We start from the raw sequence: 12,808 nt of genomic DNA on the forward strand, positions 1-12,808 counted from the left end.
GGCGGGGCGCCCGGCGGGCGTCCCAGGCGTTCCAGCAGGTCGCCCCGACCGCTCGGCAGCAGGTGGCAGCCCCTCAGGGACGGTTCGGCGGCGAGGGCGTCCACCAGGGGCAGAGCAGTCCTGGTCGGCGTCGTCGGCGTCCGCCGGTTCCGGCGGCGGCACGTCCTCCAGCGCCCGCCCGACCTCGGCCAGCTCTCACCCCTGCGTCGAACGGGAGACCGCCGGATCGACAGCTCCGCCGGATTTCTTCGGAGACCTCTTTTCCGGCGGTGCCGCGCCATGGCCGCGACCGCACGCACCACCCGTACAGACGTACGGAATCGGCTACGGTTCGGCCATGACGACTGCTGTGGTCTCCTCGAAGACGGCGTCCGAGACGACGGGGGTGGGCCCGCTGCTGCGCGAGTGGCGGGTGCGGCGCCGCGTCAGCCAGCTCGACCTGGCCCTGCGCGCCGGCTCCTCCGCGCGGCACGTCAGCTTCATCGAGACCGGCCGCGCCCGGCCCAGCCAGGACATGGTGCTCCGGCTGGCCGAGCATCTCGACGTACCCGTACGGGAACGCAACGCGCTGCTGATCGCGGCGGGTTACGCGCCCCGGTTCCCGGAGACCCCCATGGGCGACCCGTCGATGGACGCGCTGCGCACCGGTATGCAACGGCTGCTGACGGGCTACGAGCCGTTCCCCGCCCTGGTCGTGGACGCCACCTACCACGTCGTCGCCGCGAACCGGGGCATCCAGGCGATGATGGCGGGCGTCGGCGAAAAGCTGCTGGAACCGCCGCTGAACGCCATGCGCATCACCCTGCACCCCGACGGGCTCGCCCCGCGCATCCGCAACTTCCCGGAGTGGCGGGAGCACCTGCTGGCGCAGATGCAGCGGCAGTTGGCGGTCATGCGTTCCGCGCCGCTCCGTGCGGTCTACGAGGAGGTCAGCGCCTACCCGCTGCCCAAGGGCGGGCGGGAGACCGCCGCGGGCGGCGGTCACGCGCCGTACGCGCTGCCCATGGTCATCGAACACGGCGGGCGGGTGCTGTCCTTCATCTCCACGATCGCCACCTTCAACACCCCGATGGACGTGACCGTCTCCGAACTCGCCCTGGAGACTTTCCTCCCGGCGGACCCGGAGACGGCCGATCACCTGCGGACGTGGCTGCCGTAGGGCGGCAGCCACACCGGCTCACATGGCGGGCACGCGGTCCAGAAAGCCGGAGACGGTGCGGATCCGGCCGTCCGCCGCGAGGGCCGCGACGTCGAACCCGGCGACCGGGGCCGAACCGTCCGGCGCCACCAGCTCCCAGCCGAACCGGACGACGTCGTGGTGCCCGTCCGGGGTGCCCAGCGGCCGGAAGACGAAGCCGGGGAACTGCGCGTGGGCCCCGGCGATGACGGCGGCGAGCCCGTCGTGCCCCGCGGTGTCGGCGAGCGGGTCGGTGTACGTGGCGTCCTCGGTGAAGGCCGCGGCGACGGCCTTGTCCGCGCCGTCGGCCCCGGCTCCTGCCGCGTTCCAGGCCGCGAAGTACCGGGCCACCGCGTCAGCGTAACGGTCGGTGCTGTTCTGCTGGGTGCCTGTCTGCGTCATGGCCGAACCCCTCGTACCTCGTCACGGAACCTTCTTCACCGGCGGTTCGCGGGCCGGAGTGCGCCGGCCCGCGAACCGATGCCTCGAAGATGCCGGAGCGCGGGGAGGGGGTCGATTACCAGCGAGGTAATGGGCCGGGCCGCGCTGGCGCGCGGCGCCGGCCGGTGCGTTACGCCTTGGCCGCGCCGGCCTCCTCGGTCGCGCCGGCCGCCTCGGAAGCCTCCGCCTCCGCCGCACGCCGGCGGGTGGTGCGGCGGGCCGCCATGCAGGCGTACACGAGGATGCCGGCGAACAGGAACAGCACGCCCTGGTAGATCGCCGCGTACCCGGCGCCGGCGACCAGCCAGAAGGTGAAGCCGAAGGCGACCAGGGCGAGCACCAGGTCCCGGGCGAAGCGGGCCGGGCGGACCTTGTCGCGCTCCCCGGTGAGCAGGAAGTAGATCTGGGCGCCGGCGGCGAGCAGGTAGGGCACGGTCGCCGAGAACGTCGTGATCAGTACGAGGATCTCGAAGACGCCGCCCGTGCCGATCAGGTAGTTGATCACGGTCAGGGCCGTGGCCAGCACCGAGGCGGCCAGCACGCCGAAGGTGGGCACGCCGCGCTGCTTCTTCAGGAAGGCGGCGGGGAACAGCCCGTCCTTGGCGGCGGCGTACGGCGACTGGGCGCTCATCAGCGTCCAGCCGTTGAGCGCGCCGACGATCGAGACGACCGCGGCGATCGCGATGACCGTGCCGCCCCACTGCCCGCCGAACATGGCGTTCACCGCGTCGGAGAACGGCGCCTTGGAGTCCACCAGCTTGTCGTGCGCGACGGTGCCGAAGACCGAGACCGTGCCGAGCAGGTAGACGACGGCGGCGGCGATCGTGCCGAGGACGGTGGCGCGGCCGACGTTGCGCTCGGGGTCGCGGACCTCGCCGGCGCTCATCGCCGCCGACTCCACGCCCACGTAGCTGTAGAGCAGGATCGCCGCGGCGGCCGACATGCCGCCGACGGCGCTGCCGCCGCCCTCGTTGAAGGAGCCCAGCTTGTCCGGGTCGAAGAAGAACAGGCCGACGATCGCGATGAACAGCAGCGGGACGAACTTCAGGACCGTGGAGACCAGCTGGACCGCGCCGACGTAGCGGGTGCCGGCGAAGTTGGAGAGCGCCGGGAGCCAGAGCGCGACCAGCGCCACCAGCAGGTCCATGCCCTTGGAGTCGTGGCCGGGGAAGAGCACGTGGACATAGCCGACGGCGGCGACCGCGAGGGCCGCGTTGCTGACCCATGTCATGGTCCAGTACGACCAGGCCGACAGGAAGCCGGCGAAGTCGCCGAACGCCTCGCGGGCGTAGACGTACGGGCCGCCGGTGTCCGGGTGCCGCTCGGCCAGCCGCCCGAAGACCAGGGCCAGCGCGATGGCGCCGACGGTCAGGACGCCGAAGGCGACCAGGCTCACGGTGCCGAAGGGCGCCACCGAGGCGGGCAGCAGGAAGATGCCGCCGCCGATGATGTTGCCCGTAACCAGACAGATTGCGGTCCCGAGACCGAAGCGGCGGGTGTGCCGGTCGTGCATGGCTTGGGTGAGCCTCTCGTCGTGCTGTGCGGGCCCGGAGTCGCCGGGCGACTGCTCATGGTCTTCGACCTGCAACGTCGTACAAAATCAGCGGGTATTGTCCCGCCCGGCACCGTCGGCGGGTGAAAATACTTCGGGCTGCGGCCCTCCTGACCGCAGTTCGTCCGCCGGGCCGCCGAGGGGTATCTGCGGTCCGTCCACCTCGCGCAGCCAGCGCCGCAGGATCTCGTGGACCCGCCGCGCGCCGGCCGGTGCCGTCCCGTCGGCGGTCGGCGGGGACAGTTCGGCGGGCCACAGCAGGAAGGGCCGGCTCTGCTCGCCGCCCAGCCCGCCGTGCGAGCCGATCTGCTCCTCGAAGGCGTGCACCGCGCCCGTGTCCGGGGCGCAGGCGGAGTTGACCATGATGTCGGCGGCGTGCGGGAAGCCGTCCGTGCGCCGTACGGCGTCCGCGGCGCCCGGGCCGAAGCCGGCGAGCGGGTCGCGGCCCACGACACGGCCGGTGTCCAGGTGGTGCTCGGCGCCGCCGGGGCCGAGCACCACGGCGCCGTGCGCGGCGGAGCGCACGAGCAGGAAGCCGACGCCCGGGTGGTTGGCGAGGGTGGCCAGGAGGGCCGGGTGGCGGCGCTCGATCTCCTCGCGGGCGACCCGGCCCGGCAGGTCGGGGAAGGACACCAGGCCCAGGTTGCCGGAGGCCAGCACCACGGGGTCGGACGGGCCGCACCCGTCCGCGCCCTCCGGCCGGTGCAGCGCGGCGCGGGCGGCCTCGCGCGCCTCGGCGCCGCTCGCGGTCCGCCCGGCGCGCCGGGAGACGGGCAGGCCGCAGCCGGCCCGCACCAGGTCCTCCAGGCCGAGCCCGTAGGTGTCCAAGAAGGTCGCGCCGGGGCTCTGGCCGTGGTCGGAGAGCAGCACGACGCGGTAGCGGCGCGGGGCGTACTGCGCGGCGTCGGCGATCAGCCCGACCGCGCGGTCCAGACGGCGCAGCACCTGGTGGGTGTCGCGGTGCCGGGGGCCCGAGTGGTGCGCCACCTCGTCGTAGGCGACGAGGTCGGCGTAGACGGCCGTGCGGCCCGCGAGCAGGTCGCCGATCACGGCGGCGACCACGACGTCGCGCTCGACGACGGTCGCGAAGGCGCGGAGGAAGGGGTAGAGCCCGCCGCGTTTGACGCGCGGGCTCTCCCCGCGGAGCCGGGACCGCAGGGACTGGCCCACCTCGCGAAGGACCTCGGCGGCGAAGGACACCGCCGTGCGGGTCGCGTTGGCCGGGTCGGAGAAGTACGCGAAGTAGCCCGCACGGGAGCGGTTGTGCCGGCCGCGGCGGGCGGCCACCGACATCACCAGCGCGAGCTGGTCGGCGCCGCCGCTGAAGAGGTTGCCGCGGCTCGCCCCGTCGAAGCCGAGCAGCCCGGCGTCGCCGGTGCGCGCCACGGCGCGCCGCTGGAGCTCGGCGGCGCCGCTGGGCCGGTTGCTGACGATCAGCCGGCCGGTCTCCTTCTCGTACCAGCGGAAGGCGGGCAGGTCGTGGTTGGTGCCGTGCAGGATGCCGAGCTGGCTGGCGCCGGTCTGGCTGGACCAGTCCGTGTGCCACGGGGTCAGGCGGTGGGTCGAGCCGAGCCATCCCGCGACCGTGCCCATCAGGGGTTGCTCGCCGCTCGCCGCCTCGCGCAGCAGGTCGTGCCCCAGGCCGTCGAGCTGGAGGAAGACCGTGCCGGGCGCGACGGGGCCCGGGTCGCCGGGGGCGCCACGGCGGCGCCCGTGCCGGCGCCCGGCCAGCCGCACCAGGCGCCGGCGGTACGCCTCGTCGTCGCGCACCGCGAGGAAGGTGGACGTGGCGGAGGAGGCGGCGGACATCACGGCGGCGACGATCACGGCCGTCTCCGGGGCGGCCCGGCCGCGCCCGGCGGGGATCAGGTCGAGGGCGACCAGCAGCAGCGAACCGTTCAGGAAGAAGACCAGCAGCCCGAGGACGAGGGCCGGCACCAGGAGCAGGGCCCGCACCAGCACCGGCCACACCAGGGCGCTGAGCAGGCCGAAGGCGCCGGCGGCGAGCGCGGCGGCGAGGAAGGTGCGGGGGATGCTCTCACCGTTGGCGGACTGGAGGCTGAGGTCGGGCAGCAGCGCGGCGAGCACCAGCAGCGTCAGCGAGGAGACCGCCCAGACCGCGGTCACCCGCACGAGGGCGCCGCCCGCCGTCCTCCACCGGGGCCGTCGCATCCGCGCTCACCTCGCTCCCGCCGCCCGTCACGCCCGGACACCCGCACCGGGCGTCACGCATACAGCGTGTCACAGCCCACTGACAGTCCGGCTGGACGACGGCGGCGCGCGATGAGGCAGGATCGGAAGGCGGGCGTACGGCGGAACCCTGGCCGCACGGCCCGGCGCGCGGTACGTCGTTTCCGGTCGGGAGGTCATCGTGGCGGTGGAGGTCACCTGGTGGGGGCATGCCACCGTGACGGTCGCCGACTCGGGTGTGCGGGTGCTGACGGACCCGCTGTTCACCCGGCGGCTGGCGCATCTGCGGCGGCGCCGGGGCGCGCTCCCGCCGCCGGCCGCGGCCCGGGCCGACGCCGTGCTGGTCTCGCACCTGCACGCCGACCACCTGCACCCCGCCTCGCTGGCCCGCCTCGCGCCGGGCACCCGGGTGGTGGTGCCGCACGGCGCCCTCGCCGCGGTGCCGGGGCTGCGGCGGGTCGCGGCGGCGCGCGGGCTGCCGGTCACCGAGCTGCGGCCCGGCGAGTCGGTCACGGTCCGCGCCGCGTACCCGGGCGGGCACGGCACCGGCGAGGTGACCGTCCGCGCGGTGCACGCGGCGCACGACGGGCGCCGGCTGCCGTACGGCCCGCACCGGGCGCCGGCCCTCGGCTACGTGGTGCGCGGCGCGGCGACGACGTACTTCGCGGGCGACACCGGGCTCTTCGACACCATGGCGGAGGAGGTCGGCGCCTGCGACGTGGCGCTGCTGCCGGTGGGCGGCTGGGGGCCGTTCCTCGGGCACGGGCACCTCGACGCGCGGCGGGCGGCCCAGGCGGCGGCCCGGCTCGCGCCGGTCAGCGCGGTGCCGGTGCACTACGGGACGTACTGGCCGATCGGCCTGGACGCGGTGCGCCCGCACGAGTTCCACTCGCCGGGCGACGAGTTCGCCCGGCAGGCCGGGCTGCTGGCGCCGGGGGTGGCGGTGCACCGGCTCGCGCACGGCGAGTCCGTACGGCTGGCGGGCGCGCGGTGATCGGCGGCCTGGCGGGCGGTGTGCCCGCCGAGACGCAGCAGGTGGTGGGCTATCCGTCGCTGTTCCTGCTGGTTGTGGTGGGGTCGCTGGTGCCGGTGGTGCCCACCGGCGCGGTGGTCAGCTCGGCCGCGGTGGTGGCCTTCCACCAGGACGCGCCGTGGGCGCTGCCGGCGGTCTTCGGGGTCGCCGCGCTCGCCGCCTTCCTCGGGGACCTGGGCCTGTACTGGTTCGGGCGGCGCGGTGTGCGCTCCAGGAACGGGACGCGGTGGCTGGAGCGGCTGCGCGACCGCGCCACGCCGGAGCGGCTGGCGCGGGCGCAGACCAAGCTGCGCGAGCACGGGGTGCTGGTGCTCGTGCTGTCCCGGCTGGTGCCCGCCGGGCGGATCCCGGTGATGCTGGCGTGCCTGCTGTCGCGGATGCCGGTACGGACCTTCGCCCGCGGCGACCTGCCGGCCTGCCTGGCCTGGGCGGTGACGTACCAGCTCATCGGCCTGCTGGGCGGTTCGCTGTGCAGCGAGCCGTGGCAGGGGGTGGCCGCGGCGGTCGGGCTGACGCTGGTGATCAGCACGGCCCCCGCGGTGTGGCGCCGGCTGCGCCGCGGACCGCTTCCCTAGCCCTCGTCCGCGCTTGCCGCCGGCCCGCCGTCCAGGAAGCGCGACGCGCCCACCGCCAGGTCCCACAGTTCCTCGCGCGGGCGGCCGGTGGCCTCCCAGGCGGCACGCACGCGGCGCAGCGGTTCCAAGGGCGCCTCGGCGGACAGCAGGAACGTGGACCAGTGCATCGGGGCCATCGCGCGGGCGCCGAGGTCCTGGCAGGCGCGTACCGCCTCCTCGGGGTCGGTGTGCACCGGGCGCAGCATCCAGCGCGGGTCGTACGCGCCGATCGGCAGCAGCGCCAGGTCGATGCCCGGGAACCGGCCGCCGATCTCCTCGAACCAGTGGCCGTAGCCGGTGTCGCCCGCGAAGTACACCCGGCGCCCGTCCGGGGCGGTCAGCACCCAGCCGCCCCACAGGGAGCGGCAGGTGTCGGTGAGGGTGCGCTTGCTCCAGTGGTGGGCGGGCACGAAGTCGAAGCGGACCGGGCCCTCGGGCCCCGGCAGTTCGGCCGCCTCCCACCAGTCCAGGTCGGTGACGTGGGTGAAGCGGCGGCGGCGCGCCCAGCGGGCGAGGCCGGCGGGCATCAGGAGCGGGGTGTCGGGCGGCAGGCGTTTCAGGGTGGGCGCGTCGAGGTGGTCGTAGTGGTTGTGGCTGACGACGACCGCGTCGACCGGCGGCAGGTCCTGCCAGCGGACGCCGACCGGGGTGACCCGGGCCGGGGTGCCCAGGATCTTGCGGGACCACACGGGGTCGGTGAGTACGGTCAGGCCGCCGATGCGCAGGACCCAGCTGGCGTGGCCCGCCCAGGTCACGGCGATGTCCCGGGGGCCGGCCTGGGGCATCGGGCCGGGTTCGAAGGGGAGGTCGGGGATGCCGAGGAGCGCTTCGGCGGACGGCCGCAGTTTGCCTTCGCGGGCGATCCGGGCCAGGGCGCGGACGCCGGGCAGCGGGGCGGTGAGCCGGTCGGTGAAGTCGCGCGGCCACGTCCTGACCTCGTTCAGGGGGCGGACCGGTGCGGGCGGGTGCCGGTACGGGTGGGGTCCTGGGGGCGGGAGAGGCTCGGTGAGGGAACGTTCGGTCTGTTCGGTCATCGAGGAGCTCCATTCGGTGGGCATGACCGGTGGTGGTGCCGGGCGGGGTCGGTGGCCGCGGCGCGGGCGGCCGGCGCGACGGCGCGCGGGCCCGCGGCGTGGCCGGCCGGCTACGAGGGGCCGGGGACCGCGAGGGCGGCGAGCGTGGCGGACAGGGAACTCAGCGCCTCGGTGACGTGCGGGAGCCGGAGGGGGTCGCCGGCGTCCAGGACGCGCTGCCGGTGCGCGGTGCCGGTGCCGAGCAGCGCCTCGGTGCCCAGCCGTACCCGCAGCGCGTGCGGATCGTCGCCGAAGCGGTGGCCGCCGCGGGCCGACCAGGGCGCCAGCTCGGCTTCCAGCTGCGCGGGACCGGTGACGCCCCGGGCGGCGAGGGCGGGGCGCAGCGGTTCGAAGTCCGCGTAGAGGTGGCTGCCCGCGTGCGGCGGGCGGCAGACGGCGCCGCCCTCGGTGAGCGTGTGGTGCAGCGCCCCGGCGAGCACGCCGTGCAGCCGGGCCGCGGCGGCGGTGCGGGCGCGTACGGCCGCCGGCTCGCCGAGGGCGTGGGTGACGGCGCGGGCGACCGGGCCGGCCATCGGGGTGCGCAGGGCCGCCAGCCGCTCCAGTACCGCGGCGCGCAGCGTGGCGCCGCGCCCGGTGGCGGGGAAGCGGGCCAGCGCGGCGGGCCAGGAGGCCGGTACGAGGGTGGCCCGCAGGTCGGCCAGGACGACGACGTCGTCCGGCAGCATCTCCGCCGGGCTCAGCACGACCGTGTCGTGCGGGTCGTGCAGCAGGTCGCGGCCGGTCTCGTCGCTGATGATCCACAGGCCGTCCGCCGCGGCCGCCTCGCACACCTCGTGCACCAGCTCGGGCGGCGGGCAGGTGCCGCTGGGGTCGTCGGCGACGGAGAGCAGCAGGACCCGCGGCCCCTCGCCGGCCAGCCGGGCCCGGCGCACGGTCTCCAGCAGCACGAACGCGTCCGGAACGCCGCCTGATTCGGCCGGTACGGGAGTGGGGTGCACCTCCAGGCCGAGCAGCCGGGCGGCCGGCGCGTACCACTCGGCGCAGGGGCGGGGCAGCAGGACCCCGCCGCCGGCCGCGGCGAGCAGCGCCAGGAGCAGGGCGGGCGCGCCCGGCGCGGCGAGCACGCGGTCCGGACCGGTCTCCAGGCCGCGGCGCTCCCAGTAGGCGCAGGCGGCGGCGCGCAGCGGCGGGGAGCCGCCGGGCGGTTCGGGGTCCGTGCGGCCCGAGGCGGCGGACAGGTGCGCGGCGAGTTCCGGGAGGACCGGCAGCCCCGCCGGGGGATCCGGCTCCGGGGCCGGATCCAGGGCCGTCCGCTGCATCCGTACCTCCACACTCCGCGGCAGGTCGATCGTGGGCCCATCACATGAGTGCGGGCCCCGACCACCTTTGCAGATCGCGGCGGTCCGGGCGCGGGGCGACACGTCACCGGTCGGCTGAGAGCGGGTGCCCCGGCGCGCGCCGGGGCACCGGACGGCCGTGGGGCCGGGGCGCGGCCGCGGGGTGCCTACGCCTCCCGGCCGGTGCCCGGCGCGGTGCCGGGGCCGGGGTCCGCCGGGTCGTGCGGGGCGCCCGCGCGGCGCGCTTGACGGGGGTTCCCGCCGAGGCACCGCAGCTCCGCCTCCAGCCCGTGCCCGCGGGTGCGGACCAGGGCGCCGGCGAGGTCCGACAGTTTGCGATTGGTGCGCTGCGACAGCCGGCGCAGCGCGTCGAACGCGGTGTCCGCGTCGCACCCCAGCACGTACATGAGGATGCCGCATGCCTGGTCGACGACCGGCCGGGTGCGCAGGGCGGTGTCGAGCTGGTCCACCTCGACGAGGACCTCGCGGTAGCGGCGCTCGCGGGCCAGCCCGGTCGCGGCCAGCTCACCGAGCACGTCGGTGGCCGTACAGCCCTTCTCGACCTTCAGGCCGGGCCGGAAGCCGTAGACGGTGATGGTGAGGGCGATGCCGTCCCTGCGGTACGGGAGGGTGGCGCTGGAGCGTACCCCGGCCTCCAGCGCCTTGGCCCGGTACTCGGGCCAGCGGCTCTCGTGCAGGAGGTCGTCGGCGCCGGTGGCCCGGCCGGTGTCCAGGGCCGCGGGAATCGGGCCTTCGCCGGACTCCCACTGCACGCTGACCAGGGCCGACAGGTCCGGGTGGGTGACGGCGGCCGGTGCTTCGGCGGCGTCGCCGCCGGTGCCGACCGTCGCGGCGGCGCCGCAACTGTCCGGGGTGCACCGGGCGGCCTGTTCGGCGAGGTGCGCGAGACTGCGGGCGGACGGCCCCTCGGCGAGGTCGGGCGCCCCGGTCGCGAAGAGGGTGTGGGTGGGCATCGCTGCGTCCAATTCCTGTCAGTCCCTTCGGGCCCGTAGACGGGCTGCCGTGGGCCCCATACCGGTTCGGCTGCCCGGTGGGCGAGGGCAAAAACGCCTGTTTCACGTCGAGTTCCGGTGCTTGTGGCGTCGGCGGCCGGTCGGCTTGCCACCTCGGGGGGCCGGTCCCGCGGCACACCGGATAGCGTGAAGGCATGGCCGAGGTCGAACGCGTAGCGGCGGAACTCACCGATTTCCGCAGACGAGTCGAAGAGCTGCGCGCCGCCCGCGCCCTGCCTTCCACGGAGCGGCTGTCCGTCCTGGACGCCGCTCTCTTCGAGCTCCAGCACGTCGTCGACGTGATCCTGCCGCGCTTCGAACGGGGTGCCCCCGCGGAGCGGGACAACGGCGCCCGGCGCGCCGCCGACGAACAGCAGCTGCTGCGGGCGCTGTTCCAGCGGATGCCGTTCGCGGTCGCGCTGCTGGGCCCCGACGCGGTGATACGGCGGCTCAACTTCGCCGGTACCCGCCTGTTCGGCATGCGCGCCGGTTACGCCGCCGGCCGCCCGATCACCGCCTCGCTCGCCCCCGAGGCGCGGGCCGCCTTCCGCTCCCAGGTGGCCGCGGTCTCCCGCAACGAGGGCGACCGCAGCCTGGTGGTGCGGCTGCTGCCGCCCCCGGACGGGGCCCGGCGGGAGGGCGAGTCGCTGCGCGCGACGATGACGGCGCTGCGCCCCCAGGGCGAGCCGGGCACGTCCGTGCTCACGGTCTTCCACACCGGCCCCGACACGCTCGCAGCGGACCGCCGGGACGGCGCCCGGCGGGTGGGCACGCCGCGGCCCGGCCTGTCCGAGGTGACGCGCAACGCCGAGCTGATGGACCTCCTGGACGACATGACCATGGCGCTCCTGGAGTCGCCGCGCGAGCCCGCCTCCGTACTCGACCGGGCGGCCCGCGTCCTGGGCGGCCGGTTCGCCGACTGGGTGATAGCCGACCTGGTGGCCGGCAGCGGCGGCCCGCTGCTGCGGGTGGCGGTGTACGGGGCCGGGGGGTCCGGGCAGCGCACCCCGTACGACGGCGACGACGCGTACGACGACGGTACGGAGAAGACCACGGCCCCGGACGGGACGGACGCCCTGACCGCGACGCTCGCCTCGCAGCCTCCCGGTGACTGCCCTGTCGTGGTCGAGGCGGCCCGCGCGGGCAACGCCAACCTCCAGGTGCGTCCGGAGGACCTGGGCGCGTTCGGGCACGACGCCGAGGGCGCGCCGGTACTGGCCCGCGCCGAGGTGACCTCGCTGCTGTGCGTCCCGCTCCGGACGGAGTCGGGTCCCGTGCGGGGCGTCCTGACGCTGCTGCGCACGGGCGGGCGCCGGGCCTTCAGCATGGCGGAGGCGGGCGCCGTCGACCGGATGGCCCGCCACCTGGGGCGCGCGCTGCACCCCTGATGGCGCTGCCGTCGGTCACGCCGCCTCGCTGCCGCCCGCCTGGGCGCACAGCCGCGTGCAGGTGCGGTTGATCAGCCGCGAGACGTGCATCTGCGAGATGCCGAGCCGGTCGGCGATCCGGCTCTGCGTCATGTCGCAGAAGAACCGCAGGTAGAGGATCTGCCGCTCGCGCTCGGGCAGCATCCGTAACTTGGTGCGGACCGCCTCGCGGTCGACGACGAGGTCGAATCCGGGCTCCGGGCCGCCGAGGGTGTCGACGAGCGCGTACCCGTCGTCGGCGCCGGGCAGTTCGGCGTCCAGGGAGAGCGTCGAGTAACTCTCCAGCGCCTCCAGGCCGAGCAGCACCTCTTCCAGCGTCATGCCGGTGTGCCGGGAGATGTCCCGGGCGGCGGGGCGGTGGTCGTCGGGCGCGTGGGTGAGTTCCTGGGTGGCCGCGCGGACGCGGTTGCGCAGTTCCTGGACGCGCCGGGGCACGTGCAGGCCCCACATGTGGTCGCGGAAGTGCCGCTTGACCTCGCCGACGATCGTCGGCACGGCGAAGCTCTCGAAGGCGCTGCCCCGGTCCGGGTCGTAGCGGTCGACGGCCTTGACCAGGCCGAGTGCGGCGACCTGGGTCAGGTCCTCGGTGGTCTCGCCGCGGTTGCGGAACTGCCGCGCGAGGCGTTCGGCCATCGGGATCCAGGCGCAGACGATGCTCTGGCGCAGCGCGTCGCGCTCCGGCCCCTCGGGAAGCGCCGCCAGCCTGCGGAAGTCCGCGCTGGTATCGGGGGCATCGTCGTGCGGGTGCTTGTTCTGGGTGCCCGGTCGGTGCTCGGTAAGTACAGAGGGCATGGTCTCGGCTCCCTGATCGGTGGACGGGGGTGTCCCCTGTGGGAGCGCAGCCGGGGTGCACACTCGGAGAGCAGGTCCGCTCCCACGGGCGTGCCTCCGGTCCGAAGCACACGGGTCGCGTGCCCGTCACCGGTGCCGGTAAACGCCCCGCGGGACGAATCGGCCGCCCGGCCGACAGGTTTCCGGTCCGCGTGGCCG

The 12,808-nt window shown here is 75.6% G+C and carries 11 protein-coding genes and 1 pseudogene; 4 read left to right on the forward strand and 8 right to left on the reverse strand.

Annotated features, from left to right (window positions below):
- Positions 1-17 precede the first annotated feature (17 nt).
- Positions 18-116 (reverse strand): annotated as a pseudogene (locus ACH4K4_RS02935) (RNA polymerase sigma factor); the annotation flags it as partial.
- Positions 117-337: 221 nt separating this feature from the next.
- Here ACH4K4_RS02935 and ACH4K4_RS02940 point away from each other — a divergent pair.
- Complete coding sequence (locus tag ACH4K4_RS02940; RefSeq protein ID WP_398164315.1) at positions 338-1,159, forward strand: helix-turn-helix domain-containing protein; 822 nt, start codon at positions 338-340, stop codon at positions 1,157-1,159.
- 18 nt (positions 1,160-1,177) lie between these two features.
- Here ACH4K4_RS02940 and ACH4K4_RS02945 read toward each other — a convergent pair whose 3' ends face one another.
- From ACH4K4_RS02945 to ACH4K4_RS02955, 3 genes are all read right to left on the reverse strand, one after another.
- On the reverse strand, positions 1,178-1,579 hold the full coding sequence (locus tag ACH4K4_RS02945) for a nuclear transport factor 2 family protein (RefSeq protein ID WP_398164316.1): 402 nt from the start codon (positions 1,577-1,579) through the stop codon (positions 1,178-1,180).
- 169 nt (positions 1,580-1,748) lie between these two features.
- Positions 1,749-3,131 (reverse strand): amino acid permease, encoded by a 1,383-nt coding sequence (locus ACH4K4_RS02950; protein ID WP_398164522.1) that lies wholly within the window; start codon positions 3,129-3,131, stop codon positions 1,749-1,751.
- Between the two features lie 87 nt (positions 3,132-3,218).
- A complete protein-coding gene (locus ACH4K4_RS02955; protein WP_398164318.1) occupies positions 3,219-5,342 on the reverse strand; it encodes a phage holin family protein in 2,124 nt (707 codons plus the stop codon).
- Between the two features lie 199 nt (positions 5,343-5,541).
- Here ACH4K4_RS02955 and ACH4K4_RS02960 point away from each other — a divergent pair, with 199 nt between their 5' ends.
- Both ACH4K4_RS02960 and ACH4K4_RS02965 read left to right on the forward strand, forming a co-directional pair.
- A complete protein-coding gene (locus ACH4K4_RS02960; RefSeq protein WP_398164319.1) occupies positions 5,542-6,354 on the forward strand; it encodes an MBL fold metallo-hydrolase in 813 nt (270 codons plus the stop codon).
- A 20-nt stretch (positions 6,355-6,374) separates the two neighbouring features.
- Positions 6,375-6,968, forward strand: coding sequence for a DedA family protein (locus ACH4K4_RS02965; RefSeq protein WP_398164321.1), 594 nt, complete (start codon positions 6,375-6,377; stop codon positions 6,966-6,968).
- Here the strand turns inward: ACH4K4_RS02965 and ACH4K4_RS02970 are convergent.
- From ACH4K4_RS02970 to ACH4K4_RS02980, 3 genes are all read right to left on the reverse strand, one after another.
- Positions 6,965-8,041 (reverse strand): MBL fold metallo-hydrolase, encoded by a 1,077-nt coding sequence (locus ACH4K4_RS02970; protein WP_398164322.1) that lies wholly within the window; start codon positions 8,039-8,041, stop codon positions 6,965-6,967. The two genes, ACH4K4_RS02965 and ACH4K4_RS02970, sit on opposite strands and share 4 nt — an antisense overlap.
- Positions 8,042-8,151: 110 nt before the next feature.
- A complete protein-coding gene (locus tag ACH4K4_RS02975; protein WP_398164323.1) occupies positions 8,152-9,360 on the reverse strand; it encodes an aminotransferase class I/II-fold pyridoxal phosphate-dependent enzyme in 1,209 nt (402 codons plus the stop codon).
- A 185-nt stretch (positions 9,361-9,545) separates the two neighbouring features.
- A complete protein-coding gene (locus ACH4K4_RS02980) occupies positions 9,546-10,352 on the reverse strand; it encodes an ANTAR domain-containing response regulator (RefSeq protein WP_398164325.1) in 807 nt (268 codons plus the stop codon).
- A gap of 194 nt (positions 10,353-10,546) precedes the next feature.
- On the opposite strand from ACH4K4_RS02980, the gene ACH4K4_RS02985 reads away from it, so the two are divergent.
- Complete coding sequence (locus tag ACH4K4_RS02985; RefSeq protein WP_398164327.1) at positions 10,547-11,779, forward strand: PAS domain-containing protein; 1,233 nt, start codon at positions 10,547-10,549, stop codon at positions 11,777-11,779.
- A gap of 15 nt (positions 11,780-11,794) precedes the next feature.
- On the opposite strand, the gene ACH4K4_RS02990 is transcribed toward ACH4K4_RS02985, so the two are convergent.
- Positions 11,795-12,610, reverse strand: a complete 816-nt coding sequence (locus ACH4K4_RS02990) for a SigB/SigF/SigG family RNA polymerase sigma factor (protein WP_398164329.1) — start codon at positions 12,608-12,610, stop codon at positions 11,795-11,797.
- Positions 12,611-12,808: the final 198 nt, after the last annotated feature.

Source organism: Streptomyces sp. NPDC017529, assembly GCF_044329785.1.
Lineage (GTDB): Bacteria > Actinomycetota > Actinomycetes > Streptomycetales > Streptomycetaceae > Streptomyces.

Bases quoted from the DNA above. Each gene is read 5' to 3' on its own strand.
- ACH4K4_RS02950 (WP_398164522.1), bottom strand. From the start codon at position 3,131: ATGCACGACCGGCACACCCGCCGCTTCGGTCTCGGGACCGCAATCTGT.
- ACH4K4_RS02945 (WP_398164316.1), bottom strand. From the start codon at position 1,579: ATGACGCAGACAGGCACCCAGCAGAACAGCACCGACCGTTACGCTGAC.
- ACH4K4_RS02975 (WP_398164323.1), bottom strand. From the start codon at position 9,360: ATGCAGCGGACGGCCCTGGATCCGGCCCCGGAGCCGGATCCCCCGGCG.
- ACH4K4_RS02955 (WP_398164318.1), bottom strand. From the start codon at position 5,342: ATGCGACGGCCCCGGTGGAGGACGGCGGGCGGCGCCCTCGTGCGGGTG.
- ACH4K4_RS02940 (WP_398164315.1), top strand. From the start codon at position 338: ATGACGACTGCTGTGGTCTCCTCGAAGACGGCGTCCGAGACGACGGGG.
- ACH4K4_RS02985 (WP_398164327.1), top strand. From the start codon at position 10,547: ATGGCCGAGGTCGAACGCGTAGCGGCGGAACTCACCGATTTCCGCAGA.
- ACH4K4_RS02990 (WP_398164329.1), bottom strand. From the start codon at position 12,610: ATGCCCTCTGTACTTACCGAGCACCGACCGGGCACCCAGAACAAGCAC.
- ACH4K4_RS02970 (WP_398164322.1), bottom strand. From the start codon at position 8,041: ATGACCGAACAGACCGAACGTTCCCTCACCGAGCCTCTCCCGCCCCCA.
- ACH4K4_RS02980 (WP_398164325.1), bottom strand. From the start codon at position 10,352: ATGCCCACCCACACCCTCTTCGCGACCGGGGCGCCCGACCTCGCCGAG.